Origin of the sequence: Microbispora rosea, assembly GCF_044460045.1 — a bacterium.
Taxonomy (GTDB): Bacteria; Actinomycetota; Actinomycetes; order Streptosporangiales; family Streptosporangiaceae; genus Microbispora; species Microbispora rosea.
Map to the genome: position 1 here is coordinate 593,631 of NZ_JBITJO010000004.1, position 25,929 is coordinate 619,559.

Annotated in this window: 24 protein-coding genes; 10 read left to right on the forward strand and 14 right to left on the reverse strand. The window is 70.5% G+C overall.

The genetic code is table 11. The features are described from left to right. Nucleotides 1-15: 15 nt before the first annotated feature. Both ACIBK1_RS20020 and ACIBK1_RS20025 read left to right on the forward strand, forming a co-directional pair. Nucleotides 16-6,237, forward strand: a complete 6,222-nt coding sequence (locus ACIBK1_RS20020; RefSeq protein ID WP_396736783.1) for an RHS repeat-associated core domain-containing protein — start codon at nucleotides 16-18, stop codon at nucleotides 6,235-6,237. Between the two features lie 4 nt (nucleotides 6,238-6,241). Beyond that, nucleotides 6,242-6,637: a hypothetical protein gene (locus ACIBK1_RS20025; RefSeq protein WP_357323081.1), complete on the forward strand. Its 396-nt coding sequence runs from the start codon at nucleotides 6,242-6,244 to the stop codon at nucleotides 6,635-6,637. Here ACIBK1_RS20025 and ACIBK1_RS20030 read toward each other — a convergent pair whose 3' ends face one another. From ACIBK1_RS20030 to ACIBK1_RS20045, 4 genes are read right to left on the reverse strand one after another with little or no spacing between them, the layout of a single operon-like run. Next, a complete protein-coding gene (locus ACIBK1_RS20030) occupies nucleotides 6,638-7,270 on the reverse strand; it encodes an HAD family hydrolase (RefSeq protein ID WP_030509320.1) in 633 nt (210 codons plus the stop codon). A gap of 50 nt (nucleotides 7,271-7,320) precedes the next feature. Further along, nucleotides 7,321-7,827 (reverse strand): DUF6912 family protein, encoded by a 507-nt coding sequence (locus ACIBK1_RS20035; protein WP_030509321.1) that lies wholly within the window; start codon nucleotides 7,825-7,827, stop codon nucleotides 7,321-7,323. 38 nt (nucleotides 7,828-7,865) lie between these two features. Next, nucleotides 7,866-8,540, reverse strand: coding sequence for an HAD family hydrolase (locus ACIBK1_RS20040; RefSeq protein WP_030509322.1), 675 nt, complete (start codon nucleotides 8,538-8,540; stop codon nucleotides 7,866-7,868). Between the two features lie 40 nt (nucleotides 8,541-8,580). After that, nucleotides 8,581-9,390, reverse strand: a complete 810-nt coding sequence (locus tag ACIBK1_RS20045; protein ID WP_396736787.1) for a YbaB/EbfC family nucleoid-associated protein — start codon at nucleotides 9,388-9,390, stop codon at nucleotides 8,581-8,583. Nucleotides 9,391-9,479: 89 nt separating this feature from the next. Between ACIBK1_RS20045 and ACIBK1_RS20050 the strand changes: the two genes are divergently transcribed. Genes ACIBK1_RS20050 through ACIBK1_RS20060 form a run of 3 tightly spaced genes read left to right on the forward strand, consistent with a single transcriptional unit; the run spans nucleotide 9,480 to nucleotide 11,007 of the window. Continuing rightward, nucleotides 9,480-9,812 carry a hypothetical protein gene (locus ACIBK1_RS20050; protein ID WP_396736790.1) on the forward strand — a complete coding sequence of 111 codons (333 nt, stop codon included), beginning with the start codon at nucleotides 9,480-9,482 and terminating at the stop codon, nucleotides 9,810-9,812. Next, a complete protein-coding gene (locus ACIBK1_RS20055; RefSeq protein WP_156080998.1) occupies nucleotides 9,803-10,744 on the forward strand; it encodes a hypothetical protein in 942 nt (313 codons plus the stop codon). Before ACIBK1_RS20050 ends, ACIBK1_RS20055 begins: the two co-directional genes overlap by 10 nt. Then, nucleotides 10,741-11,007, forward strand: coding sequence for a hypothetical protein (locus tag ACIBK1_RS20060; protein WP_159454731.1), 267 nt, complete (start codon nucleotides 10,741-10,743; stop codon nucleotides 11,005-11,007). The genes ACIBK1_RS20055 and ACIBK1_RS20060 overlap by 4 nt, the downstream gene beginning before the upstream one ends. Here ACIBK1_RS20060 and ACIBK1_RS20065 read toward each other — a convergent pair. The 7 genes from ACIBK1_RS20065 to ACIBK1_RS20095 all read right to left on the reverse strand — a co-directional run bounded on the left by ACIBK1_RS20065 (nucleotide 11,000) and on the right by ACIBK1_RS20095 (nucleotide 16,912). Continuing rightward, complete coding sequence (locus ACIBK1_RS20065; RefSeq protein WP_396736794.1) at nucleotides 11,000-12,316, reverse strand: glycoside hydrolase family 3 protein; 1,317 nt, start codon at nucleotides 12,314-12,316, stop codon at nucleotides 11,000-11,002. The genes ACIBK1_RS20060 and ACIBK1_RS20065 overlap by 8 nt on opposite strands. A gap of 57 nt (nucleotides 12,317-12,373) precedes the next feature. Further along, nucleotides 12,374-14,110 carry a phosphoenolpyruvate--protein phosphotransferase gene (gene ptsP / locus ACIBK1_RS20070; RefSeq protein WP_396736796.1) on the reverse strand — a complete coding sequence of 579 codons (1,737 nt, stop codon included), beginning with the start codon at nucleotides 14,108-14,110 and terminating at the stop codon, nucleotides 12,374-12,376. 29 nt (nucleotides 14,111-14,139) lie between these two features. After that, nucleotides 14,140-14,397, reverse strand: a complete 258-nt coding sequence (locus ACIBK1_RS20075; protein ID WP_030509328.1) for an HPr family phosphocarrier protein — start codon at nucleotides 14,395-14,397, stop codon at nucleotides 14,140-14,142. Nucleotides 14,398-14,421: 24 nt separating this feature from the next. After that, nucleotides 14,422-15,072 (reverse strand): HAD family hydrolase, encoded by a 651-nt coding sequence (locus tag ACIBK1_RS20080; protein ID WP_030509329.1) that lies wholly within the window; start codon nucleotides 15,070-15,072, stop codon nucleotides 14,422-14,424. A 7-nt stretch (nucleotides 15,073-15,079) separates the two neighbouring features. Continuing rightward, entirely contained in the window at nucleotides 15,080-15,526 is a 447-nt protein-coding gene (locus tag ACIBK1_RS20085; RefSeq protein ID WP_396736800.1) for a PTS glucose transporter subunit IIA, read from the reverse strand. Between the two features lie 81 nt (nucleotides 15,527-15,607). Further along, on the reverse strand, nucleotides 15,608-15,844 hold the full coding sequence (locus ACIBK1_RS20090) for a glucose PTS transporter subunit EIIB (protein WP_030509331.1): 237 nt from the start codon (nucleotides 15,842-15,844) through the stop codon (nucleotides 15,608-15,610). 33 nt (nucleotides 15,845-15,877) lie between these two features. Beyond that, on the reverse strand, nucleotides 15,878-16,912 hold the full coding sequence (locus ACIBK1_RS20095) for an SIS domain-containing protein (RefSeq protein WP_396736803.1): 1,035 nt from the start codon (nucleotides 16,910-16,912) through the stop codon (nucleotides 15,878-15,880). A 153-nt stretch (nucleotides 16,913-17,065) separates the two neighbouring features. On the opposite strand from ACIBK1_RS20095, the gene ACIBK1_RS20100 reads away from it, so the two are divergent. The 3 genes from ACIBK1_RS20100 to ACIBK1_RS20110 all read left to right on the forward strand — a co-directional run bounded on the left by ACIBK1_RS20100 (nucleotide 17,066) and on the right by ACIBK1_RS20110 (nucleotide 19,886). Then, nucleotides 17,066-17,806: a GntR family transcriptional regulator gene (locus ACIBK1_RS20100; RefSeq protein WP_030509333.1), complete on the forward strand. Its 741-nt coding sequence runs from the start codon at nucleotides 17,066-17,068 to the stop codon at nucleotides 17,804-17,806. Between the two features lie 28 nt (nucleotides 17,807-17,834). Then, entirely contained in the window at nucleotides 17,835-19,169 is a 1,335-nt protein-coding gene (locus ACIBK1_RS20105; protein WP_363527905.1) for a PTS transporter subunit EIIC, read from the forward strand. Nucleotides 19,170-19,436: 267 nt separating this feature from the next. After that, nucleotides 19,437-19,886 (forward strand): Rv3235 family protein, encoded by a 450-nt coding sequence (locus ACIBK1_RS20110; protein WP_030509335.1) that lies wholly within the window; start codon nucleotides 19,437-19,439, stop codon nucleotides 19,884-19,886. Nucleotides 19,887-19,951: 65 nt separating this feature from the next. On the opposite strand, the gene secA is transcribed toward ACIBK1_RS20110, so the two are convergent. Continuing rightward, entirely contained in the window at nucleotides 19,952-22,753 is a 2,802-nt protein-coding gene (gene secA / locus ACIBK1_RS20115) for a preprotein translocase subunit SecA (RefSeq protein WP_030509336.1), read from the reverse strand. 218 nt (nucleotides 22,754-22,971) lie between these two features. Here secA and ACIBK1_RS20120 point away from each other — a divergent pair, with 218 nt between their 5' ends. Further along, nucleotides 22,972-23,244 carry an HGxxPAAW family protein gene (locus ACIBK1_RS20120; protein WP_036407403.1) on the forward strand — a complete coding sequence of 91 codons (273 nt, stop codon included), beginning with the start codon at nucleotides 22,972-22,974 and terminating at the stop codon, nucleotides 23,242-23,244. 56 nt (nucleotides 23,245-23,300) lie between these two features. Further along, nucleotides 23,301-24,530, forward strand: a complete 1,230-nt coding sequence (locus ACIBK1_RS20125; protein ID WP_396736808.1) for a winged helix-turn-helix domain-containing protein — start codon at nucleotides 23,301-23,303, stop codon at nucleotides 24,528-24,530. On the opposite strand, the gene ACIBK1_RS20130 is transcribed toward ACIBK1_RS20125, so the two are convergent. Then, a complete protein-coding gene (locus ACIBK1_RS20130; protein ID WP_030509339.1) occupies nucleotides 24,523-25,227 on the reverse strand; it encodes a response regulator in 705 nt (234 codons plus the stop codon). The genes ACIBK1_RS20125 and ACIBK1_RS20130 overlap by 8 nt on opposite strands. A gap of 268 nt (nucleotides 25,228-25,495) precedes the next feature. After that, complete coding sequence (locus ACIBK1_RS20135; RefSeq protein ID WP_396723897.1) at nucleotides 25,496-25,825, reverse strand: hypothetical protein; 330 nt, start codon at nucleotides 25,823-25,825, stop codon at nucleotides 25,496-25,498. Nucleotides 25,826-25,929 lie beyond the last annotated feature (104 nt).

Genomic DNA, 25,929 nt, shown 5'->3' on the forward strand with positions numbered 1-25,929 from the left:
GGCGGGAGGTTGCGCATGTACGGGTTCCCCCACCCGAAGAGGTTCAGGCAGCGGTTCAGACAGCGGTTCAGACGCAGGGTCGCCGCGGTCACGGCGCTGGTGACCGTCGCGGCGTCCCTGGTCGCCCAGCCCGCGCAGGCGGCGGCCCCGGACGCGGGACGCCCGGAGGTGAGCAGCGCCGAGCGCGTGGTCCGCGGTGAGACGCCGGGTGTCAAGCCCCGCCGTCCCGACCCGGCGGGCGCCCCCGCGGACGCCTCCGCCACGCGGCGGCCCGCGTCCGGCGAGGTGAAGGTCACCTCCCCTGCCGCCGTGCGGATGCTGGACGGCGCCGCCGCCGCGCGCGTCGGCGCCGACGCCGCCCTGTTCACGGTCAAGGCCGCCGGAGACAGGGCGTCGAGTGTCACCGTCGACTACTCGGCCCTCGCCGGCGAATTCGGCGGCTCGTACGGCAGCCGGCTGCGGCTGGTCCGGCTGCCCGCCTGCGCATTGACGACCCCCGACCAGCCCTCCTGCCGTACGGAGACGCCGGTCCGCGCGCGCAACGACGCGGCGAGCCGCACGCTCACCGCCACGGTCCCGGCGGACGCGACGGTGCTGGCGGCCGTTTCCGGCGACTCCAGCGACAAGGGCGACTACAAGGCCACCAAGCTGTCGCCGTCGGCCACCTGGACCGTGGCCGAGCAGTCGGGCGACTTCTCCTGGTCCTATCCCCTGCGGGTGCCGCCCGTTCCCGGTGAGCTGACGCCCAAGGTGGAGATCGGCTACTCCTCCGGCGCGGTGGACGGCCGCACCTCCAACACCAACAACCAGCCGTCCTGGGTGGGCGAGGGCTTCGACTACTGGCCCGGCTACATCAAGCGCGCCTACAAGCCCTGCGCGGACGACGGGGCGCCGAAGGACCAGTGGGGCACCCCGCCCGGCGACCAGTGCTGGGCGTACGACAACGCCGTGATCAGCTGGAACGGACGCGGCGGCGAGCTGATCCAGGCATCCGACGGCACGTGGCGGATGAAGAACGACGACGGCACCCGCGTCGAACGCCTGAAGGACACGTCCAAGGCCAACGGCGACGACGACGGGGAGTACTGGAAGCTCACCACCCCCGACGGCGTGCAGTTCTTCTTCGGGCTCAACCGGCTGCCCGGGTGGAGCAGCGGCAAGCCGGAGACGAAGTCGGCCTGGACGCACCCCGTGTTCGGCGACGACGCGGACGAGCCGTGTCACGCCTCCACCTTCGCCGCCTCGTGGTGCCAGCAGGCCTACCAGTGGAACCTCGACTATGTCGTGGACCCGCGCGGCAACGCCATCACGTACTACTACCAGCAGGAGGGCAACCACTACGGCCGCAACCTCAAGCCCGAGGACGAGACGCCGTACGTGCGCGGGGGCTGGCTCGACCGCATCGAATACGGACAGCGCTCCGACACGCTGTTCACGGCCAAGGCCCCGGCACGCGTGGTGTTCGGCGTCTCCGAGCGGTGCCTGAAGACCGACGCCTTCGACTGCGACCCGAGCAAGATCGGCTCGAACCCCACCAAGTGGCCGGACGTGCCGTACGACCTGAACTGCGACACCGGCACGGAGTGCAAGGCGACCCATGGAACGCTCGCGCCCACGTTCTGGTCGCGCAAGCGGCTCACCGGCGTGACCACGCAGGTGATCAAGGCCGACGGCACCTACCGCGACGTGGACAACTGGGCCGTCGACCACCTGTGGGGCGACGCGGACATCGACCAGGCCCTGCTGGTGAAGTCGATCACGCATACCGGTCGCGCGGCCGGCAGCCCGGTAGCGCTGCCCTCGGTGACCTTCAACCACGTGCAACTGCCCAACCGGGTGGACAAGCAGGGCGACGACATCCCCCCGTTCGTCAAGTATCGCCTCGGGGCGATCTACGACGAGTCGGGCGGGCAGATCGACGTCAACTACTCCGACGCCGACTGCACGCTCGGCTCGCTGCCCACCCCGGAGACCAACACCCGGCGCTGCTTCCCGGTCAAGTGGACGCCCGCCGGGTACGAGGACCCGATCACCGACTGGTTCCACAAGTACGTCGTCACCCAGGTCGTGCAGACCGACCGCACCGGCGGCTCCCCCGACGCGCTGACGACGTACGAGTACGTCGACGGCGCCGCCTGGCACTATGACGACGACGACGGCATGACCAAGGAGAAGTACAAGACCTGGTCTCAGTGGCGCGGCTACGGCCGCGTACGGGTGCGCACCGGCGGCTGGAACGACCTGCGCTCCCTGGTCGAGACGCGCTACCTGCGCGGCATGAACGGCGACCGGGCCGGCCCGAGCGGCGGGACCAAGAAGGTCACGGTCTCCGACGGCGAGGGCGGCAGCGTCGTCGACGAGGACCCGCTGCAGGGGTTCGAGCTCAAGCGGACCGAATACGAGGGCGTGGACGGCGCGGTCGCGGTCAAGACCGTCAACACGCCCTGGTATCAGGAGACGGCCAAGCGCACCCGGAGCTGGGGCACCGTCACTGCGAACATCGTCAACGTCGCCAAGACGCACACGTGGACCGCGATGGACGGCGGCTGGCGGGAGACCGAGAGCGGCACGAAGTACGAGCCCGTCGCCGGTCTCACCACCGAGGTGGACGACAAGGGCGACCTGTCCACCGCCTCCGACGACCGGTGCACCCGCACCACCTACGCCCAGAACACCAAGGCCTGGATGCTGAGATATCCGGTCAGGGTGGAGACGGTCGCGGTGGCGTGCTCGGCCACCCCCGACCGGTCCAAGCAGGTCGTCGAGGACGACCGGACCTACTACGACAACGGCGCCTTCGGGACCGCGCCCACCAGGGGCGACATCACCCGGGTCGAGACGATCGCCGCGCACGACGGCACCACCGCGACGTACGTCGCCAAGGAGGTCTCGACGTACGACGCCTACGGCCGCGAGCTGACCACGAAGAACGCGGCCGGCCACGTCACGACCACGGCCTACACCGACACCGGAGGGCTGAACACGGGCGTGAAGGTCACCGGGCCGCCGGTGGTCCCCGGCGACGCCTCGACGGCCCACGTCACCAGCCAGGAGAAGGACCCGGCGTACGGGTTCGAGACCGTCAAGATCGACGCCAACGGCAAGCGCACCGACCTGGAGTACGACGCGCTCGGCCGCCTGCTGAAGGTGTGGATGCCCGACCGGTCGAAGGCGGCGAGCCAGACGCCGAACCTGGAGTTCAGCTACCGCATCGTGGACGGCGAGATCGTCGCCATCGGCACGAAGAAGCTGGACGCCGAGGGCGGCCAGACCCCGCCGACGTACGAGCTGTACGACGGGCGGCTGCGGCTGCGCCAGACCCAGGAGCCGGGGCCGGACGGCGGCCGCCTGGTCAGCGACAAGTTCTACGACTCCCGGGGCAACGTGGCCCGTGAGTACGGCCAGTACTACTCGACCACGGCCCCCTCCACCAAGCTGTTCGGCGCGTACGAGGGCGACGTCGAGTCGCAGAAGGTGTTCGACTACGACGGCCGCAACCGGGTCACACTCGAACGGTTCCTCGTCGGCAACGGCGAGACCAAGGAGAAGTGGCGCACGGTCACCAGTTACGGCGGCGGCAGGGTCACCGTGGACCCGCCGACCGGGGACACGCCGGTGACCACACTGACCGACGCCCGCGACCAGATCGTCGAGCTGCGCCAGTACAAGGGCGACTCCCCCGCCGGCGACTACGACAAGACGACCTACACCTACACGCCCGCTGGCAAGCTCTCGACCGTCAAGGACCCCGCGGGCAACGTCTGGACGCACTTCTACGACCTGCGCGGGCGGGAGACCGAGGTGCGCGACCCCGACAAGGGGACGACGAAGACGACGTACGACGACCTCGACCACGTGCTGACCACCACCGACGCGCGCGGCAAGACGATCTTCAACGTCTACGACTCCATGGGCCGTAAGACGGAGACCCGTGAGGGCTCGGCGACCGGCCCGCTGATGGCGTCGTGGGCCTACGACACCGTACGCAAGGGACAGGCGTCCAGCGCCACCAGGTACGCGAACGGCCAAGCGTACACGACCACGTTCAACGCCTACGACAACCTCTATCGGGCCATCCGCACGACCGTGACGATCCCGTCCGCCGAGGGCGCGCTGGCGGGCAGCTACGTGTTCGACACGCGCTACAAACTGGACGGCACCGTCCAGTCGGCCACCTACCCCGAGGCGGGCGGCCTCCCGGCCGAGACCGTCGTCTACTCCTACGACGACCTGCGCAGGCCCACCACCATGTCGGGCCTGTCGCCGTACGTCACCGACTCGATCCACAGCCTCACCGGCAAGCCCGAGCAGTACGAGCTGTCGACCGGAGGCAAGAAGACCTGGTTCACCTACTCCTACGAGTACGGCACCCAGCGCCTGCGGTCGTCGCGGGTGGACCGCGAGGACGTGCCGGGCGTGGACCGCGACGCCACTTACACCTACGACGCCGTGGGCAACGTCGTCTCGATCTCCGACGTGTCCCGCAGCGGCACCGACACGCAGTGTTTCGCCTACGACTACCTGCGCCGCCTCACCGATGCCTGGACGCAGGGCACCCAGTCGTGCGCGGGCGCGCCGAGCGCGAGCGTCATCGGCGGCGTCGCGCCCTACTGGCAGTCGTTCGGGTACGACGTGACCGGCAACCGCACGAAGGAGGTCGAGCACGGCGTCGGCGGCGCGGCCGACACGACCCGGACCTACGGCTACCCGGCCCCCGGCTCGCCGCACCCGCACGCCCTGTCCGGCGTGACTCAGGCAGGCGGCGCGGGCGCCCGCACGGAGTCCTACGCCTACGACGAGACCGGCAACACCACCGGCCGCACGATCGGCGCCACGGCCCAGACGCTGGAGTGGGACGTCGAGGGTCGCCTGGCCAAGGTGACCGAGGGCACGAAGGTCACCTCCTACGTGTACGACGCCGACGGCAACCGGCTCATCCGGCGCGACCCCGGCGGCACCACGCTCTACCTCCCCGGGTTGGAGCTGCGCCTGGACAAGGCCGCGGCCGATTCCACGGCCAAGGTCCAGGCGACCAGGTACTACACGCACGACACCGTGACGGTCGCGGTGCGCACCACCGCGGGCGTGAAGTTCCTGGCCGCCGACCAGAACGGCACGGCGGAGCTGGCGATCGACGCCGCGAACCAGTCGCTGACCCAGCGCCGGTTCAAGCCCTTCGGCCAGCAGCGGGGAGCGCCGCCGGGCTCCTGGCCGGGCGAGAAGGGCTTCGTCGGCGGCACCGTGGACGAGTCGACCGGGCTCACCCACCTCGGGGCCCGCGAGTACGACCCCGCCACCGGCAGGTTCATCAGCGTCGACCCGATCATCGACCCGCACGACCCGCAGCAGATGAACGGCTACGCCTACGCCGGCAACAACCCCGTCACCTTCACCGACCCCGACGGCAAGTTCTGGGGCAGCTGGCTGGCGATCCTGCTGGCGCTCATGCGGGCCCTGCTGGCCGTCCTCAACCACGGAGGGGGAGGAGGAGGTAACCACGGCGGCGGCGGTGGCCACGGTGGCGGTGGCGGCTCCACCGGCGGTGGCGGCGGCGCGCCACACCGCTCCGGGCCGAGCTTCGGCTCCACGGTCAAGAGCAACACCCTGGCCAGCGTCGATCCACGCAAGTTCACCGCCCTGGGCTGGCTGGCGTACGGACTGGGCGGCCCCGCGGACATGCTCAACACCTGGGGTGAGAACTTCAAGGAGAGCCGCCGGGTCATGGCCGGCCTCTACAAGCTCAAGTCGGTCAGCTATCCGGAGGGCAACTGGCTGACCAAGTGGCTGTGGAAGGGGCTCGGCAAGTGGTACGACGCCAAGGCCAACCGGATCGAGGCGCGCGGCATCAAGTGGGGCGGCAGGCTCGGCAAGGCGGGCAAGTTCGTCGGCAGGTTCGGGGTCGTCGCCACCTTCGCCGACGGCGCCCTCACCCAATGGGGCAGCGACTCGGGCAAGGACATCAACACCGGTGAGAAGGTCGCGCGGGCGACCATCCGCGGGGCGGCGGTCGCGGGCGGCTCCTACGCGGGCGCCACGATCGGCGCGGCGGCGTGCAGCCCGGGCGTCGTGCTCGCCGCGGTCTGCGGCGCCGCCGGCGCGTACGTCGGCGGAATGGTCGGCGGCGTCGTCGGCGACACCGCGATCGCCGCGTACGACCACCTGCGTAAACCGGTGGCGAACACCGTCAAGTCGATCGGGTCGGGTATCAAGAAGGGATGGAAGAGTGTCTTTGGGTAGTGCCGTGACCGACACGGTCGAGGCCGTGGGCTACCCGCACGCGCCGGTATGGGCGGTGCTCGCCGCCGCCCTGCTCGCGGTCCTCGGCATCGTCAACCACGTCAGGTTCGTCCGGGGCGGGCCTGGCAGCACGTGGGCGGCGCGCTACTTCGACGCCGACACCCCGAAGGAACTGCGCAACCTGGCGTTCGCGCAGCTCCCCGGGGCCGTGATGTTCGCGATGTGGGCCGTGATGCTCGCCTACACCCGGGTCTCCGGCCAGGAGACCTGGGACGCGATCATGGGCCTGTTCCTGTTCGCGTCGTTCGTCGTCGGAGGTGTGGCGGTCAAGCGGCTCTACCGGCCGCCGCGCAGGGCCAAACCCCGATGGCTGCTGGAGGAGGAACGCCAGGCCCGCTGATCAGACGAGGTCGAGGGCGTCGGCCAGCGAGTCCACCACCGGGACCCCGACGCCCTCCAGCTCCGACCGCCTGGTCATGCCGCCGGTGTAGAGGATGGCGCGGGCGCCGACGTGCAGGGCCGCGTGGGCGTCGTCCACGCTGTCACCGATGACGACGACCTTCGCCGAGTCGAGGCCGAGCGCACTCAGGTGCTCCACCATGTGCTCGGCCTTGTGGCCGCCGGTCGCCGAGCGCGAGCCGTCGATCCGGGTGAAGTGGCCGTCGATGCCGAACTCGCCGGTCTTGCGGACCAGCCGTTCGTGGCCCCACATGGACAGCAGCGACTGCGTGCGGCCCGACTCCCCCCAGGCGCGCAGACTCGACACCGCCCCCTCCGCGAGGCTGCACGCCTCCATCAGCCGGTGGTAGTGCTCGTGGAAGCCCGCGTCGAGCAGTTCCCATTCGCCCTCCCTGAGGGGCCGGCCGAGCATCCGCTCGTACGCCACCCAGATGGGGCGGGTGTACACCTCGCGGAAGCCGTCCGCGTCGTACGGCCCCAGGCCGTACGGCAGGAAGAGCTCGTTGGTCGCGCCGACGACGGCGTCGATGTCGTGGAAGAGCGTCCCGTTCCAGTCCCAAACAATGTGTGTCATCTTGCTCCCAGCTTAGACGCCAGGTGTGACATATCCATGAACGCCGTGCGTCAGCTGAGCAGATCGGGGATCTCCTGGGTGGCGTACCACAGCAGTTCGTGGTCCTCCGCGCCGTCCACGACGAACTGCGCGTCGTCGTCCCCGCCGTCGGCCGCGGGCAGCGCCGCGATGGCCGCCTCCACATCGGGCAGGGCGTCGGCGTCGTCCACGTGGACCGCGGCGACCAACCGCATCGGGATCGGCTCCAGCACCCGCACCCGGGCGCGCTCCTCCAGCTCGGCCCCGGTCTTCACGGTCTCGTCGGGCACCTCGGCCGCGATCACCACCCGCCGGACGGCCGCCTGGACGCCGTCCGCGCGGTCGGCGGCCAGCATGCGCAGGGAGCCCCTGGCGGCCTCGGTCAGCGCGACGTACTCCAGCTCCTCGGTGTCACCCGAGGCGTACCACTCGATCAACGCGGGGGTGACCGCGAAGCCGGTCAGCGGGGCCGGGCCCAGCTCCCCCGCGGCGACGACGCGCGCCAGCGCGGGAATCGTGGACGGCAGATAGACGCGCATGCGTTCCTCGACTCGGTCTGTGGTTGAAGCCATTGCGGCTACGGACGGGCGGCGGCGCCGGGCTCGCGGAAGGGCAGGCCGAACAGGCGCTCCATCTCGGCGATGGTCTCCGAGGGGTCGCTGTGGTGGACGCCGACCAGGCCGATCGCGCGGGCCGCCACGATGTTCGCCTCGATGTCGTCGACGAACACGCACTGCACCGCGTCGAGCCCCAGCAGGCCGAGCGCGTGCCGGAAGATCCGCTCCTCGGGCTTGCGCATGCCGACCTCTCCCGAGATGACGACCGCGTCGAAGAGGACCTCCCAGTCCTCACGCGAATAGTGGTCGCCCCAGGAGTTGGACACCAGGCAGGTGCCGAGCCCGGCCGCCCGGGCCTGGCGGAGCATCTCGTTCATCTCCTCGACCGGCCGGAACCCGGCGAACATCCGGGTGAGCAGGCCGTCGGCCTCCGGCGGTCCGCCGTCGAGGGTCACCAGCCGGGCCGCCAGAGCGCGCTCGAACTCCAGGACCGGAATCTCGCCGCGTTCGAGCGCGTGGATCGGGTTCTCCGCACCCGGCCCGACGCCGGCCCGGTATGCCTGGGTGACCAGCGCGCGCATCACGTCCCGGTAGTGCCGGGGGTCGATCCGGTCCGCCTCGATCCACTCCGCGATCGACTCGGCCAGGCTCGTGGTCAGAACCCCGCCCCAGTCGATCAGCACACCCTTGAGCACCGCGCCTCCCACCCGACGTGCCTACAAATATAGGGAGTGGTCAGTCGGGCCGCTCGAACGGCTTGAGCAACCCGCCGAACCACTCGTCGACGGCGTCCGGGCCGAACGACTCGCCGGGCGCCAGCTCCCGCAGCGCGTCACTCACCATCTGACGGCCCTGCCGTTCCGCGTCCTGCTGCGCCCGGTGCACGGCCAGCAGGACCTCTTCGGCCAGCGTCCGGCTGGGCAGGCGCATGGCGCGGGGCTCGATGACGACCTCCCGCACCTGGCCGTACGCCGTCGTGACGGCCTGGATCCGGCCGTCCGCCCCCCGGCCGTGGCCGGTGACGGCCTCGATCTCGCGCTGCCCGTCCTCCAGCCACGCCTCGATCCGCGCGGCCCGCTCCGCGTCCTGGTCCAGGTCACCTGAGTGTTGGCCGGCGGAGTATCGGCCGGCGGAGCGTGGGCCGGAGGCGTCCGCCCCCGCGTCCAGCTCCTGGGCGAGCTGGTCGAACCGATAACGCACGAACGTCTCGTCGAGCGGGGCGGCCAGCCCGGTCGCCCTGGTCTGGGCGGCGGCGACGAGCTCGTCCGTCCTCTCCTTCGCGGCGTCCTGGGCGATCCTGATCGCCCTCGTGACCTCCGCGCTCAAGGCGGCCGGGTCGAGCCGCATGACCCGCGCATCCAGGATGATCGCGGTCACCTGCCCCCGGCCGTCGGCCCTGGCCCGCACCAGGCCGTCGGCGCCCTCCCCTTCACCGGTGACCTGCCGGATCTGGGCCTGGACGTCCGCGAGGCCGCGCATGACGTCCTCGGCCTGGCGAATCATCTGCTCCAGCAGCTCCTGATCGCTGCCCCCTGGAAAGGACAAGGACAAGTATTCCTCCACAAAAAGAACAAAAGGCTTTTACTGTGCAATTCACCCGTCCGCAATTCGCGGGTCATGCTAACGTGCCGCGCATGCACGGGGAACTTGGCATCGAGCACAGCGGGGTGGACCGGGCCTCCCTTCGCCTGACGGAGCACGGCGACGAGTTCGTGACCGCTCTGGCTCATCTGCGCGAGCGGGCGGGCTCCGCCTCGTGGGGCGACGACGGCCTGTTCGGCGCCTTCGTCGCCGCCTACAACCGCTGCGCCCTGACCGCCGTCGAAGCGTACGCGCACCTCGGAGGGACGGTGGGGGGCACGGGAGACGCGCTCGCGGTCGCGCGCCGGCGGGTGTCCGACGCCGAGGGCGACGCGGGGCGCCAGATCACGGGGGCCCACGACGAGACGGGCCGCGCATGGGCTTGATGCCGCCCGACTGGGCGCAGCCGATCGCGAGCCTGGTCAACTTCCCCAAGATCGACGAGGCCGACATCCGCACGGAGATCCGCCCGTGGCAGGTCGTGCAGGCCGGCGCCGCCTCCGGTGGGACCGGCGCGGAGGACGAGGTCCGGCGACTGCCGGGGGTCTATCAGGGCGTGTCCGCCGAGGCGATGCGCACCAACTGGAACAAGACCGGCACCACGGAACACCTCCGTACGGCCGTCGGGGCCGCCGCGTACGCGCCCGCCGTGCTCGAAGGCACCGCCACCGCGGTGACCGCCACGAAGGTGGCCATCATCAGTCAGGCCGTCGCGGGCGCGACCAGGCTGGCCTCGGTCCTCGTCGCGGGCGGCCCGTTCGCCGCGGCCTCGGCCACGGCCGGGCTCCTCGCCACCCGGTACGCCATGCGGAAGATCCTGAGGGAGGCCGAGGAGGGCGGCGCCCGGGTTCTGGCCCCGGCCGTCACACGGCACATCACCGAACCGCTGGAACGCATTCTCAAGAACACCCGCGGCCCCTTCGGCGGTGGTCCGTCCCTCGCGGGAGCGGGCGGCCCCCACGTGCCCCTGAGGGGAGCGCCGGTGCGGACGGCGGGCGAGGCGGGGCCCCGCGGCGGCCTCAAGCTGGACATGGGCAGGAGCCGCAAGCCCTATTCGAGACAGAGCGGCCCCCAGTTGTCCTCGGCGGAGCAGGCCGCGCTGGACGCGAAGAAGGCCGGTCAGCCGTACGACCGGAAGGCCGCCAGAGCGGCGGAGCAGAAGGTGAAGACGGGTGAGAAGCTCGACGGTGAGCGCAACGCGCAGAAGCGCGGCACCCAGAATGACCAGTCCGGCCAGAGCAACCAGCAGCAGGGCCAGCAGAACCAGCAGAACCAGAGCAATCAGGGCAAGAAGAAGCGCCGGTGGGGATCTTCGTGACGAAACCGATCACCAATCAGATGCACCACTTCACCCAGAACAATCCGGAAGGGATCGGCCAGGACAGCGTGCCCGCGCTGCTCCGCCGGGTCGCGACCACGATCGAGGAGCTGGGCGCGATCGAGGTGTACGACCTGATCATGCACAACGAGATCACCGACGACGGAACCGACTGGCCGTCGATCACCGTGTACTTCGACTACACCCACGCCGACGAGCCGGCGGAGGACGCACCCGGAGAGGACGCGCCCGCCGTCACCTGACGGCGGCGAAGACGCGGTCCGCGACCTTGCGGTGCGCGGCGGACTTCAGCGCGCCGGGGTCGGTGCGGATCGGGCCGAAGACGCCGCGCTTCTCCTTCAGCCGCAGGATCCGCAGCACCGACTCGTCGATCCTGCGCTCGGAGATCCGGCCCGACTTCACCGCGTCGAGGACGGCGTCGTACGCCTTGGGCAGGTTCGGCGGCATGAGGAGTATGTCGGCCCCGGCGAGCACGGCCCGCACGGCGACCTCGGCGTCGCCGTACTTCTTCCGCACCCCGGCCATGTCGAGCGCGTCGGTGCTGATCACGCCGTCGAAGCCGAGTTCCTCGCGGAGCAGGCCGGTGAGGATGCGGTGGGACAGCGTGGAGGGGTCGCCCGAGGGGTCGAGCTTCGGCATCACCACGTGCGCCGACATGATCGCGTCCACTCCGTGCGTGATCGCCTCGCGGAACGGCGGCGCGTCCAGCTTCCGCCACTGCGTCTTCGAGTGCGTGATGACCGGCAGACCCGTGTGGCTGTCGACCGAGGTGTCCCCGTGGCCGGGGAAGTGCTTGGCGACGGAGGCCACGCCCGCCGCGTGGAAGCCGTCGACGGCCGCCCCGACCATCGCGGCCACCTTCCCCGGGTCGGAGCCGTACGCGCGGGGGCCGATCACGGGATTGCGCGGGTTGATGTTGACGTCGGCGACCGGCGCGAAGTCGAGCGAGATGCCGAGGTCGAGCAGCTCCTCACCGGTCGCCCTGGCGACGTCGCGCGCGTTCGCCGTCCTGCCGGTCTTCCCGATCTCCGACGCGCCGGGGAACGTGGTGACGATGGACTTGAGCCGGGAGACCAGACCGTTCTCCTGATCCACGCCGATCATGAGCGGCGCCTCGCCCGACCTGGCCGCCGCCTCGCGCAGGCCGGTGGTCAGCGCGGCCACCTGGCTCGCGCCGGAGACGTTGCCCGCCCAGTCGAACAGGATCACCCCGCCGGGGCGGAACTTCTCCACCACCTGCGCCGGCGTCGCCACGCCGTACCGCGCCTGGTTCTCCTTGCTCGCCGCCCCGGCCTTCTGACCCCACACCACGACGGTGAAGAGCTGGGCGACCTTGTCCCGCAGGCTCATCTCCGCGAGCGTCCGCTCGGCCCGGCTTCCCGAGGGCTGGTCATCCGACGACGAGGGGGGCGGCAGGGACGACGATGGGACCACGGACACCGGCGCGGACGCGCGCGGCGAGGGCGCCGAGCTGGCGGCGCCGATGCCGGACCCGCATCCGGTCACGAGGAGGGCGGCGAGCATGCCGATACCGTGTCTGATTCGTGGCACGTTCTTTACCGTAGCCGCGTCCGGCCGTGACCGGGCCGTGAACCCGGTCACGGACGGTCAGAGCGCGAGCGCGTCCAGCCCCGGCAACTCCGCGCGCGCGGCGGCCTTGGCGGCCTGCGCCGAGGCGACCGCGCGCGCCGCCGCCGCGGCGGCGCGGCACTGCGCGAGCGTGTGCCGCGACAGGGCGGCACGCACCCAGGGCAGCGCGGGGGAGCCCATGGACAGCGAGGTGACCCCCATGCCCACGAGCACGCAGGCGAGCACAGGATCGGCCGCGGCCTCGCCGCAGACCCCGCAGCCCTTGCCCGCCGCGGAGGCGGCGGAGGCCGCCGTCGTGATCAGGTCGAGCACGGCCGGATGCCACGGGTCCTGCAGCCCGGCGACGGCGCTGACCTGGCGGTCGGCGGCGAGCGCATACTGCGTGAGGTCGTTGGTCCCGATCGAGAAGAAGTCGACGGCCCGGATGAGGTCCGCCGCCCGCAGCGCCGCCGACGGCACCTCGATCATGATGCCCGCGCCGGCGAGCCCCGCCGTACGGCAGGCCTCGGCGAACCACTCGGCCTCCTCCGCGGTGGCCACCATCGGCGCCATGACCTGGACCTTGGCCGAGACGCCCGCGGCGGCCCGGGCCAGCGCGCCCAGCTGGGCGGTCATGATCTCCGGATAGCGGCGGAACATGCGCAGGCCGCGCTCCCCGAGCGCCGGGTTCGGCTCCTCCTCCGGCGGCGGCAGGAACGCCAGCGGCTTGTCGGCGCCCGAGTCGAGCGTGCGCACCACCACGCGGCCCTCGGGAAACGCCTCGAACACCGCCCGGTAGGCCTCCTCCTGCTCACTGCCCGACGGCGCGGTCTCGCGGTCGAGGAAGAGGAACTCGGTGCGGTAGAGGCCCACGCCCTCGGCGCCGTTCGCCAGCGCGCTCTCCAGATCGCGGGGGCCGCCGATGTTGGCGAGCAGGGGAACGGGGTGCCCGTCGGCGGTCGCGCCGGGGCCGGTGGCGGCCGACAGCACCGCCCGCCGCGCCTCCTCGGCGGCGCGCGCCTCGGTGACGCGGGCCGGGTCCGGCGTGAGCAGCACCTGCCCGGACGCGCCGTCGACCAGCACGGGGGTGCCGGGGGCGATCGCGGTCGCGCCGGCGCAGCCCACGACGGCGGGCACGCCCATCGAGCGGGCGAGGATCGCCGTGTGGCTGGTCGGCCCGCCCTGCTCGGTGACGAACGCGGCCACCACGTCCTTGGACAGCAGGGCGGTGTCGGCGGGGGCGAGGTCCTTGGCGATGAGCACGAACGGCTCGGCCGCACTGGCCGGCACGCCGGGCATGGGCAGACCGGTGAGCACGGCGATCACCCGGTCGCGGATGTCGTCGAGATCCGTCACGCGCTCGGCCAGATAGCCGCCGGCCGCCGCGAGCAGGTCCCGATACTTGCCGAAGGCGTCGAAGACGGCGCGCGGGGCGGCCACGCCACGCTCGATGAGCTCGCCGACCTCGATGGCCAGGCTCGGGTCGCGGGCCATCAACGCCTGCGCGCCGAGCACCTCCTGAGCCTCGCCGCCCGCCCGGTCGCCGCGCGCCTCCAGGTCGGCGGCCACCTCCTCGACGGCCCGCTCCGCGCGGGCCCGCTCGGCGGCGGCGTCACCGTCGTGGCGCGATTCCTTGTCGGGCTCGGGGATCTCACCCGCGAGCACATGGGCCGGGCCGTACCCGGCGCCGGGGCTGACCCCGGTACCGGCAAGCACAGTGCCGGCCAGCGACGTGCCGGTCAGCGACCGCGCGCCGTCGTCGTCCCCCGTCGTCATCCCCGTCTTCCGCTGCCCGTCCACCGGCGTCAGGAGGCCGAGGCGATCTGGGCGAGCTCGTCGAGCAGCTCTTCGGCGCCGTCGCCCTCCGCGCTGATGACGATCGACTCCCCCTGCCGCACGTCGAGCGCCAGAACCGACAGGATGCTCTTCGCGCTCACCGCCGAACCGCCCGCCTTGGCGACGGTGACGTCGTAGGGCGCCTTCGCCGCGGTCTGCACGAACGTCGCCGCCGGGCGGGCGTGCAGCCCGACCTCGGACGTGACGCTGACTGTGCGCTGAGCCACGTTTCCTCCTCCTGCGGCGGTGGTCTAGACCGCCGGTAGTTCCATCAAAGGCCAGTCAATACCCGACATATCGGGTATTACCAGATCCGCGTGTGACAGTTCATCCGGATGATGGGTGGTGGCCACCGCGACGCAGGTCATACCCGCGGCCCGAGCCGCCGCTATCCCGGCGAGCGAGTCCTCGAACACCACACACGTGGCCGGGTCCACCGCGAGCAGGTCGGCCGCCATGAGGTAGCCGGAGGGGTCCGGCTTCCCCACGGTCACGTCCTCGGCGCAGACGATGGTCCGCACCAGCTCCACCACGCCGATCTCGGTGAGCCGCTCCACCGCCCACCAACGCTGGGCCGAGGTGACCAGGGCCAGCGGAGCCCCCTGCTCCGCGACCCGGGCCACCAGCTCCGCCGCTCCCGGGACCGGCACGATGCCGGGCAGGTCCGGATGGTCATAGTAGGAGCGGATCTCCTCCATCACGACCTCCGGATCCATGTCGGGCAGCACCTCGGGCACCACGTCCACCCCGCGGCGGCCCATGACGCGCCGCAACAGCGTCTCGTCACAGGTGATGCCGTGGTCCTCCAGGAACATCCGCCACAGGGCGCGGCTGCGGATCTCGGTGTTGACCAGGGTGCCGTCGAGGTCGAAGAGCGCGGCCGCCGTCACCTGAGCAGTCACCGGTGCATCACGACCACTCGAAGAGCGGGTCACCCGCGCTCACGCGGCCCTCGGCGACCTCGCCGACGGAGCCCGCCACGGCGTCGAGCGCCACCACCGGGCACACCGGCGAGCGCCCGCCGGCCTCGACCGCCGCGGGGTCCCAGGCCACGACGGGCTCACCTGCGCCGACGCGGTCCCCCTCGGCCGCGAGCAGGCGGAAGCCCTCGCCCTTGAGTTGCACGGTGTCGATGCCGAGATGCACCAGCACGCCCCTGCCGTCGTCCCCCACCACGACGTACGCGTGCGGGTGCAGCTTCACGATCGTGCCGTCGATCGGGGCCACGGCCTCGACGGGCTCCCTGAGGGGGTCGATCGCGGTTCCCGGGCCGACCATCGCCTGCGAGAACACCGGGTCCGGCACGGCGGCCAGACCGATGGCCGCCCCCGTGATCGGGGCGAGAACAGTCGTCAATGAAGAGCCCTTCCCTGAGATCCGGGCAGGCGTCGTCACAGGTCCGCCCGAGACCGGCGGACCCGCGACGATCTCCCGGATTCAGCCGATGATGTCCTCGATGTCGCTGGCGATGGTGTCGGCCTCGGGGCCCACCACGACCTGGACGACGTTGCCCGCCGCCATCACTCCGTGGGCGCCGGCCGCCTTGAGCGCGGCCTGGTCCACCTTCGAGGCGTCGTGCACCTCGGTGCGCAGCCGGGTGATGCACGGCTCCACTTCGATGATGTTGTCGGCGCCACCGAGCCCGGCGATGATCGCCTCGGCGTCTGCAGCCATGGGGGTCCTCCTGTTGTTTCGGCCGGTCTGTCGTCAGTCGGTCTGCGTGACCTTCTTCAGACCGCGGGGGGAATCGGGGTCGATACCGAGCCTGCGCGCGAGCGCCTCGGTGAGCAACTGCCCGGGGACGATGAGTCCCAGCGGAGCCACCCACTCGGGCAGGTCCGGACCGTTGAGGGCGGCGGTCGAGGCGCCGGCGAGCCGTTCGCCGCCCCCGACGCCGAAGGCGGCGGCGCCCGCGCCGGTGACCCGCTCGGCCAGCGCGACCATGCCCGCCAGTGTCGGGCCCTGCCCCGCCGCCACCAGGATCGCCGGGGTCTCGGCGTCCACGACCGCGATCGGGCCGTGCAGCAGGTCGGCGTACGACAGGCCCATGGCGTGCAGGTAGCACGCCTCCTTGAGCTTGAGCGCCAGCTCCAGCGCGGTCGAGAACGCCAGGCCGCGCCCGGACACGACGACGCCGGGCTTGTCGGCCAGGCCCTCGACCACGGCGTCCAGGTCGCCGGGGTCGGAGACGAGCTTGTCCACCGCGTCCGGCACCCGGCGCAGGTCGTCGGGGTCGACGTCGGCACCGAGGCCGATGGCGAGCACGGCCAGCGCGGCGAGCTGGGTCGTGTAGGTCTTCGTGGCCGGGACGGCCTTCTCCTCGCCGGCGAGCGTGCACAGCGCGAGGTCGGCGGCCTGGGCCAGCGGCGACTCCTCGCCGCCGTTGGTGATCGCGACGGTCTTCGCGCCGCAGTCCTTCGCCCACTGGAGGGTCTCGACGATCTCCTCCGTACGGCCGGACTGGGACAGGCCCACGGCCAGCACCCCGTCGAGGTCGAGCCTGCGGCGGTAGGTGGTGGCGACCGAGGGGGCGCCCATCGCGGCCATCCGGCCCGCCCGCGCCTCGATCAGGTAGCGGCCGTAGACCGCCGCGTTGTCCGAGGTCCCGCGGGCGACGAACAGCAGGTGACGGGTGTCCCGCGCGACCGCCTCGACTTCGCCGGTCCTCGGAAGTAGGGCGTCCAGCGTCGCCCGGATCGCCGCGGGCTGCTCGGCGATCTCACCGCGCATTCTGGTCGTCATCGATGATCATCCCCTGCTTGGCGAGATTTGTCCGTTATCGATCCGTCGCCGGCCCATACATTGACACACATTTCCCGGCTGTGGTCTAGTCCGGACTAGACCAGTAAGAACCTTAACTTATTCGGACGATCCAGAGCGAGAGGGGAGGAATCAGTGGCCCAGATCGATCCGGACAGCCCGGTGCCCAAGTATTTCCAGCTACGGGAGATCCTGCTCGACCTCGTCGAGAGCAACGAGCTGCCGATCGGCGCGGCGATCCCCTCCGAACGCGACCTGAGCCAGCGCTTCGACCTGTCTCGTATGACGGTACGGCAGGCCGTCGACCACCTGGTGTCCGAGGGCCGGTTGCACCGGGTCCCGGGCAAGGGAACGTTCGTGGCCCGCCCGAAGATCGAGCTGGCGCTCCAGCTCACCTCCTTCACCGACGACATGCGGGCGCGCGGCATGGAGCCGGGCTCTCGCGACCTGGACCGGCGGGTGGTCCGGGCCAGTGCCCATCTCGCACGGCAGCTCGGCATCCAGCCGGGAGACGCCGTCCACTTCATCGAGCGGCTGCGCACGGCGGACGGGGAACCGCTGAGCATCGAGCGCGCCCACATCCCGGTGGCGCTCGCACCCGATCTCGATGCCTACGACCTGACCGGACGATCCCTGTACGCCCTGCTCGAGTCACGCTACGGACTCGTGATGGACGCCGGGGAGCTGACCATCGACGGCGGGCTCGCCGATCCGAGCGACGCCGACCTGCTCAAACTTCCCCGGGGCGGAGCCGTGCTGCTGCTGCAGCGCCGGTCCTTCGCCGGCGGGGTATGCGCCGAACTCGGCGTCTCCACCTATCGCGCCGACCGCTACCAGCTCCGGACGCTCCTCGGAGCCCCGGCCAGACGCCTCTAGTAGTCCCCCCATCCTGGAGGAACACCAGATGAGTTCCACCTCCGCCGACGCGGGCCTGCCCGCAGCGCCCTCTAACCAGAACGCGGTGATGACCGCGCTGTCCCGCATCGGCCGCTCGCTGATGCTTCCGATCGCGGCGCTGCCCGCCGCGGCCCTCCTTCTCCGGATCGGTCAGGACGACCTCCTCGGCCGTACGGACAACGCGACCCTCGACAAGATCGCACAGGTCATCGGCGGCGCGGGCGGCGCCCTGTTCGACGCGCTGCCGCTGCTGTTCGCGGTGGGCGTCGCGGTCGGCTTCGCCCGCAGGGCCGACGGCTCGACCGCCCTGGCGGCCGTGGTCGGCTATCTCGTCTGGGACCGGGTCACCCACCTGATGTTCTTCGACGCCTCCGCGGACGCGGCGGTGCACACGAAGGTGGCCCAGAGCGTCGTGGGGGCGGACGGCAAACCGACGGAGGTGCTCAACCTGGCGTCGGCCAATCCGACCGGAGTGCTCGGCGGCATCCTCATGGGCCTCGTCGCGGCCATCCTCTGGCAGCGGTACTACCGGACGAAGCTGCCCGCCTACCTGGCCTTCTTCGGCGGCCGCCGCTTCGTGCCGATCCTCACCGCGCTGGCCGGGCTCATCCTCGGCGTCGTCTTCGGCCTGGTCTGGCAGCCGATCGGACAGGGCCTGAGCAGCTTCGGCGACTGGCTGGCCGGCAACGCCACGATCGGTGCGGGCATCTACGGGATCGTGAACCGGGGCCTCATCCCCTTCGGCCTGCACCACTTCGTCAACTCGATCGTCTGGTTCACCGTGCCGGAGTGCACCGTCGGCGCGACCCACGCCACCGGCGACCTGAACTGCTACTTCGCGGGCCAGGACGGCGCGGGCGCGTTCATGGCGGGCTTCTTCCCGGTCATGATGTTCGGCCTGCCGGCCGCCGCGATCGCCATGTGGCGGGCCGCCCCGGCGCACCGCCGCGCCCAGATCGGCGGCATCATGATCTCGACGGCCCTGATCTCGTTCGTGACCGGCATCACCGAGCCGATCGAGTTCGCCTTCATCTTCGTGGCCCCGATCCTGTTCGCGGCGCACGCGCTGCTCACCGGCATCTCGATGGCCGTGGTGGCGGCCCTCGACGGACGGCTCGGCTTCGGGTTCTCCGCCGGCGCGATCGACGCCGCCCTCAACGCGACGAAGGACAACACGCACAACTTCTGGCTGATCATGCTGATCGGCGTGGTCTACTTCGTCCTCTACTACGTGATCTTCAGCTTCCTCATCAAGAAGCTGAACATCATGACGCCCGGTCGCGAGCCCGAGCCCGACGTGGACTCCGGGGAGAGCGCCGACACGGCGCGTGCCCGCGCCTGACGCGTCAAATCCCCTCTCAGGGAGCAGGGGCGCCCGGTGATCCCGGGCGCCCCTGTTGTGTTTCCCCCCATTGCGGATGCCGCTAATAGCCGGTCAGCTAACGTTCAAATCCGATGCGACCCCGCCAACCCGGAGGAATCTTCCCGGACGAAGGGCGGCACAAAGGCCCGCGACTCGGCAAAGTTGGCGTTTCCCCGTATCAGGGCGGATGACCGCAATCTCTATTAGACGTCAGTCAGGTTCACGGCGTACGAGAGCGGAGTCCCGATGCCCAAGCCCGTCCCCCTGCCACGGCTCGCGTCCGTCCCCCCTGCCGATCCTCCCTACGACGAGCGTGACGGCGGCCAGGTCACGCGTCCCGGCACGTACGGCGCGCTCGCCCTGGCCCCCGTCCCGCGCCGCACGGGCGCGCCCACGGACGAGCGCCGCCTGCGGGGGCTCGGCCAGGCGCTCGCGGAGATCCTGGCCGGCCGCAGGCCGCCGGAGACCGTCCAGGACCGGCTGACCGAGCGGGCCTATCGGGAACTGGTCCGGGCCGGGAAGATGATCGACACCGAGCGGCCGCCCCTGACGGGCCTCCCCCACGTGCAGCGACCCCGGGACGGGGTGATCGAGATGTGCCTGCTCGTCCACTGCGGGACCCGCAGCCGCGTGCTCGCCGTACGGCTGGAGCGGCGGGGCGTGCAGTGGCTGGTCACGGACTTCGAGACCGCCTGACCGGGCCCCGCAAGAAGCGAAGAACCCCGCCGGGCCTGGCCCGGCGGGGTCCCTCTCAGATCACGTCACGCCTGCTGGTTGCGCGGGTCGCCGTGGCAGCGCTTGTACTTCTTGCCCGAGCCGCAGGGGCAGGGCGCGTTGCGCTCGGTGTCGCCGTACGCGGCGCGCTGCTCGGGGGTCGACCGCACCCGGCTGACCTCCACGTCGCCGCTCTCGCCCGGCGCGGTGTAGACCATCTCGGCCGGCCGCGACGGCTGCCGCAGCGCGCGGGCGATGATCGAGCCGGTCTCGGAGAGCGCCGTGTCCTCCTCGGCGTTCTCCTCGACGATCGGGTTGGCCTGCACCTCGACCTCGAGGTTGAACAGGTAGCCGACCGACTCCTCCTTGATGCCGTCGAGCATCGCGGAGAACATCTCGTAGCCCTCGCGCTGATACTCGATCAGCGGGTCCTTCTGGGCATAGGCACGCATGCCGATGCCCTCCTGGAGGTAGTCCATCTCGTAGAGGTGCTCGCGCCACTTGCGGTCGAGCACCGACAGGATGACCCGGCGCTCCAGCTCGCGCATCGCCTCGGAGCCGAGCTGCTCCTCGCGCCTGCCGTACGCCGCGAGCGCGTCCTCCTTGACCTTCTCGGCGAGGAGCTCCGCTGTGAGCTCCTCCCGGTCGCCGCCGACCTGCTCGATGAGCTCGTCGACCGTGAAGGAGATCGGGTAGAGCTGGCCGAACGCCTTCCACAGCTTCTCGAGGTCCCACTCCTCGGCGAAGCCCTCGGCCGTGGCGCCCTTGACGTAGTCGTCGACGACGTCGGTGACGAAGCCGCGGACCTGCTCGTGCAGGTCGGCGCCTTCCAGCACACGCCGCCGCTCGGCGTAGATCACCGTGCGCTGGCGGTTCATCACTTCGTCGTACTTCAGGACGTTCTTGCGGATCTCGAAGTTCTGCTGCTCGACCTGGTGCTGCGCGGACGCGATGGCCTTGGAGACCATGCCCGACTCGATCGGCACGTCGTCCGGGATGTTGAGCCGCGTCATGATCATCTCGACCCTGGCCGAGTTGAACAGTCGCATGAGGTCGTCCTCGAGCGAGAGGTAGAAACGCGACTCGCCCGGGTCGCCCTGACGGCCGGAACGACCGCGGAGCTGGTTGTCGATGCGCCGCGACTCGTGCCGCTCGGTGCCCAGCACGTAGAGCCCGCCGAGCTCGGTGACCTCCTCGTGCTCGGCCTTGACGGCCTCCTTGGCCTTCTCCAGCGCCTCGGGATAGGCCTTCTCGTACTCCTCCGGAGTCTCGGACGGCGACAGGCCGCGCTGATGAAGCTCCAGGTCGGCGCGGAACTCGGGGTTGCCGCCGAGCATGATGTCGGTGCCTCGACCGGCCATGTTGGTCGCCACGGTGACCGCGCCCTTGCGGCCCGCCTCGGCGACGATCGTGGCCTCACGGGCGTGGTTCTTGGCGTTCAGCACCTCGTGCGGCACGCCCTGCCGCTTGAGCATCCGCGAGAGCTTCTCGGACTTCTCGACGCTCGTCGTGCCGACGAGGACCGGCTGGCCCCTCTCGTAGCGCTCCTTGATGTCCTCGACGCACGCCTGGAACTTGGCGTCCTCGGACTTGTAGACCACGTCGGGCTGGTCCTTGCGGACCATCGGCCGGTTTGTCGGGATCGGGACGACACCCAGCTTGTACGTCTGGTGGAACTCGTTGGCCTCGGTGGTCGCCGTACCGGTCATGCCGGCGAGCTTCTCGTAGAGGCGGAAGTAGTTCTGCAGCGTGATCGTGGCGAGAGTCTGGTTCTCGTCCTTGATCTTCACGCCTTCCTTGGCCTCGATGGCCTGGTGCATGCCCTCGTTGTAGCGACGGCCGTGCAGGACGCGCCCGGTGAACTCGTCGACGATCAGGACCTCGCCGTCGACGACGATGTAGTCCTTGTCCTTCTTGAACAGCTCTTTGGCCTTGAGGGCGTTGTTGAGGTACTGCACGAGGTGGGTGTGCTCGGGCTTGTAGAGGTTGTCGATGCCGAGCCAGTCCTCGACCTTCTCCACGCCCGCCTCGAGGATGCCGACGGTGCGCTTCTTCTCGTCGACGACGTAGTCGCCGGTGCTCTCCTCGCCGTCCTTGCCCTCGGTGCCGCGCCGCAGCCGCGGCACGATCTTGGCGAACTCCTGGTACCACTTGCCCGACTGCTCGCCCGGGCCGGAGATGATGAGCGGCGTCCTGGCCTCGTCGATCAGGATCGAGTCGACCTCGTCCACGATGGCGAAGTTGTGGCCGCGCTGGACGCACTCCTCCATCGACCACGACATGTTGTCGCGCAGGTAGTCGAAACCGAACTCGTTGTTCGTGCCGTACGTGATGTCGGCGTTGTACTGCTTGCGGCGCTCCTCCGGCGGCATGTTGGCCAGGATGACGCCGACCTCCAGGCCGAGGAAGCGGTGGACGCGGCCCATGGTCTCGGCGTCGCGCTTGGCCAGGTAGTCGTTGACCGTGACGACGTGGACACCCTTGCCCGAGATCGCGTTGAGATAGGCGGGAAGCGTACAGGTGAGCGTCTTGCCCTCACCGGTGCGCATCTCGGAGATGTTGCCCATGTGCAGGTTGGCGCCGCCCATGAGCTGCACGTCGAAGTGGCGCTGCCCCAGCACCCTTCGGGCGGCCTCACGGACGGTCGCGAACGCCTCGGGAAGCAGGTCGTCGAGGGACTCGCCCTCGGTGTGACGCTGCTTGTACTCGGCGGTCAGCGCGCGGAGCTCGGCGTCGGACAGGCTCTTGAAGTCTTCTTCGATCGAGTTGACCTGCTCGGCGATGCGCTTGAGCTTCCGCAGAGTCTTGCCTTCGCCGGCGCGAAGGATCTTGTCGAGAATGGCTGGCACTTTTAGTAAAGCTCCTCGCAGGTCTACCTCGGTTGATCACCGCGGTGTGAGGACGAGACATACTTCCCCACTAGCCATCGTAGGCGGTTCCCGTACCAGACACACCCACCTGCAATCGACGGAGCGCCGCGGCACAATCGCATAACTCATACGGCAAAACCGCCGCCAGGGTTCCCCCGATGTTCCGACCACCTCCGCCATCAGGTAGAAAACGGGGTATGGCACAGAGCGGACACCAGGGCAGCCACGCGGGAAGCGCCAAATCTTGGCTTGCCGTCGTCACCATCCTCATCGGCTTCACGATCGGAGGTGTGGCGCTGACCCTCGGCCCGAACTGGCTCTTCGTCTGGATCGGCGTGGGCATCTGCGCGGTCGGCGGGCTGCTCGCGCTCGCGTTCGACATCTTCTCGGACGTGATCGTGGACGCGCCCCGCGACATCTCGGTCCAGGAGCACCACTCGCCGTTCGAGCACCGGTCCATCAGCTCCTGAGGCCTCCCGAACCGCCGTAAGCGTTTTGTCGGTCACGGCGTCTAGCATCTGTGGCTGTGACCGACGTGACCGCCGACCTGACCGCCGACGAGGCCCGCAGGATCATCCTCCGGGCCCAGGGTTTCCTCGGCGCCACCGCTCGCGGCGGCGGTGTTCCCGCCATGCTGCGGCGTGTCGGCGCCGTCCAGCTCGACACCATCTCCGTCCTCGCCCGCTCCCACGAGCTCGTCGCGTACGCGCGTCTCGGGCCGGTCGGCCGCTCCGTGGTCGAGCGGGCCTATTGGGACGACCCCGCCCGCGCCTTCGAGTACTGGTGCCACGCCGCCTGCGTCCTGCCCATCGAGCAGTGGCCGCTGTACGCCTTCCGCCGCCGCGCTTACCGAGAGCGGCGCTACCGCTGGCATGAGGTGCCGCCCGTCGTCGACAAGGTCCTGGAGCAGGTGCGCGCGGACGGCCCGCTCACCACGGCCGACATCGGCGGAGCCAAGAATGGAGGCCCGTGGTGGGACTGGTCGGACACCAAGATCGCGATTGAGTTCCTGCTCGACATCGGTGAGGTCGTCTGCACCCGCCGCGTCGGCTGGCGGCGCGTCTACGAGCTCGCCGAGCGCGCGGTCCCGGCGGACCTGCTCGCCCAGGACCTGTCCGACGACGAGTGCGTGACCCGGCTGACCACGATCGCCGGACGGTCGCTCGGCGTGGCCACCAGGGCCGACCTGGTCGACTTCACCCGCGTCAAGGGCGGGCACGCCGCCATGCTCGACGAGGCGCTGCTGAGCGGCGCCGCCGGCCTCGTGCCCGTACGCGTGTCGGGCTGGCCTGCGCGGCGCGGCGCGGACCCGCATGGTCCGAACGCCTGGGCGGACCCGGCCGCGCTGGAGAGCGAGCCGCGCGGGCGCCATCGCACCACGCCGCTGTCGCCGTTCGACTCGCTCATCTGGGAGCGGGCGCGGGCCGAGCGCGTGTTCGGCCTCAGCCACCGCCTGGAGGCGTACGTCCCGAAGGACAAACGGGTGCACGGCTACTTCGCGATGCCGGTGCTCGCGGGCGGGCGGATCATCGGCAGGGTCGACCCGGCCCGCGAGGGCGCAACGCTGGTCGCGCGGCAGGTCGGTTTCGAGTCCGGCGGCCGGGCGAGGGCAGTGGAGGCGATGAGCGACGCCCTGTGGGAGGCCGCGAGCTGGGCCGGCTGCACCGACGTGCGGGTGGAGCGGGTCGGTACAACGGACCTGGAGGCCCCGCTGCGCGCCGCGGTGGCCCGCGGCCCGAGCCGGCCGATCAAGTGATCTCCAGCAGCCGCTCGCGCACGGCGTAGACCACGGCCTCCATGCGGGAGTGGAGCTGGAGCTTCTCCAGGATGTTGCGGACGTGGTTCTTCACCGTGTTCTCGGAGATGAACAGGTCCTTGGCGATCTCGCGGTTGTTCATGCCCTTCGCGACGAGGCGCAGCACCTCCATCTCCCGGTCGGTGAGGCGGGGAACCGGGAGCTGGGGGGGCCGCTCGGCCTCCTTGCGGCTCATGTTCGCGAACTCGCTGATCAGCTTGGCCGCCATGGCGGGGTTGATGAGCGACTGGCCCTCGTGGACGCCGCGCACGGCGTCGGGCACCTCGTCGATCTGGACGTCCTTGAGCAGATAACCCGTCGCACCCGCCTTGATCGCCTCGAAGAGGTCCTCCTCCTCGTCGCTGACGGTGAGCATGATGATCCGGGTGCTCGGCACCGACTCCTTGATCTTCCGAGTCGCTCCGATGCCGTCCAGCTTCGGCATGCGGACGTCCATCAGGACCACGTCTGGCATCAGCCGGTCCGCGAGCTCGACGGCCTCCTGGCCGTCGCTCGCCTCGCCTACCACCTCGATGTCCGCCTCCGCGGCCAGCGCGAGCTCCAGGCTGCGGCGGATCAGCGCGTGATCGTCGACGATCAGCACACGGATCGGCTCGCTTCGACCGGCTGCTCGGGCCGCCTCGTCGGGTCGGGTCACGGAACCTCCTTGCGGGGGTCAAGGACGCTGTCGCTCCGCCCGGCGAACCGTGGCGGTCAGCGCGCTGATCGCCATCATGGCACGGTTCCGGAACCGGTGCGGATCTTCGTTGAGGCGTTACTACCCCCTGCACCAGGACATACCTGGGCGAACGACACCTGATGCGCGGAACGCGCTCTTCCTCTTCACGATAAGTGCCCGCACCCCCGAATCACGCACTCTGCTTCGATGCCGCAGGCTTTCGTCCGGCGTCGCAAGGCCCGGCTTCTCAGAGGACGCCGTACCGGGAGAGCACGTCCGAAAGGGCGGGACCCACCGGGCTGATCTGACGGAGAACCCCTCTCAGCAGATCCTGCGGAGACGGCGGCGGGATCCCCGGCGTGAGCGTTCTGGGGACGGCCGCCGCCGCTCCCCTGAGTAGCACGGCCCGGTCTCGCAGGCTTCCGCTGACCGTCCCGGTGCCGCGCCGCATCGCCCCCAGCTCGGCCTGCACCCGATCCCGATGCGGGCCCTTCCATTCCATCCGGTCTATCAGGGCGCTGACCGGCTGCAGCACCTCATCAATCGCCTCGGCCAGATCCTCATGTTCATGTGCCAACCGGCTCAAATCATCATGCAGAGACATCCCCGTTATTCCATCCGATCCAGTCGGGCGGTGTAGGAATACTTCCAGATTGTGTAACGACGGGCTAGGTTCTAGTC

Excerpts from the sequence above, each read along its gene's own strand:
- ACIBK1_RS20035 (WP_030509321.1), bottom strand. The coding sequence starts at position 7,827 with ATGCGCGTCTATCTGCCGTCCACGATTCCCGCGCTGGCGCGCGTCGTC.
- ACIBK1_RS20120 (WP_036407403.1), top strand. The coding sequence starts at position 22,972 with ATGGCACAGAGCGGACACCAGGGCAGCCACGCGGGAAGCGCCAAATCT.
- ACIBK1_RS20030 (WP_030509320.1), bottom strand. The coding sequence starts at position 7,270 with ATGACACACATTGTTTGGGACTGGAACGGGACGCTCTTCCACGACATC.
- ACIBK1_RS20020 (WP_396736783.1), top strand. The coding sequence starts at position 16 with ATGTACGGGTTCCCCCACCCGAAGAGGTTCAGGCAGCGGTTCAGACAG.
- ACIBK1_RS20090 (WP_030509331.1), bottom strand. The coding sequence starts at position 15,844 with ATGGCTGCAGACGCCGAGGCGATCATCGCCGGGCTCGGTGGCGCCGAC.
- ACIBK1_RS20110 (WP_030509335.1), top strand. The coding sequence starts at position 19,437 with ATGCCCAAGCCCGTCCCCCTGCCACGGCTCGCGTCCGTCCCCCCTGCC.
- ACIBK1_RS20105 (WP_363527905.1), top strand. The coding sequence starts at position 17,835 with ATGAGTTCCACCTCCGCCGACGCGGGCCTGCCCGCAGCGCCCTCTAAC.
- ptsP (WP_396736796.1), bottom strand. The coding sequence starts at position 14,110 with ATGACGACGGGGGACGACGACGGCGCGCGGTCGCTGACCGGCACGTCG.
- ACIBK1_RS20095 (WP_396736803.1), bottom strand. The coding sequence starts at position 16,912 with ATGACGACCAGAATGCGCGGTGAGATCGCCGAGCAGCCCGCGGCGATC.
- ACIBK1_RS20055 (WP_156080998.1), top strand. The coding sequence starts at position 9,803 with ATGGGCTTGATGCCGCCCGACTGGGCGCAGCCGATCGCGAGCCTGGTC.
- ACIBK1_RS20050 (WP_396736790.1), top strand. The coding sequence starts at position 9,480 with ATGCACGGGGAACTTGGCATCGAGCACAGCGGGGTGGACCGGGCCTCC.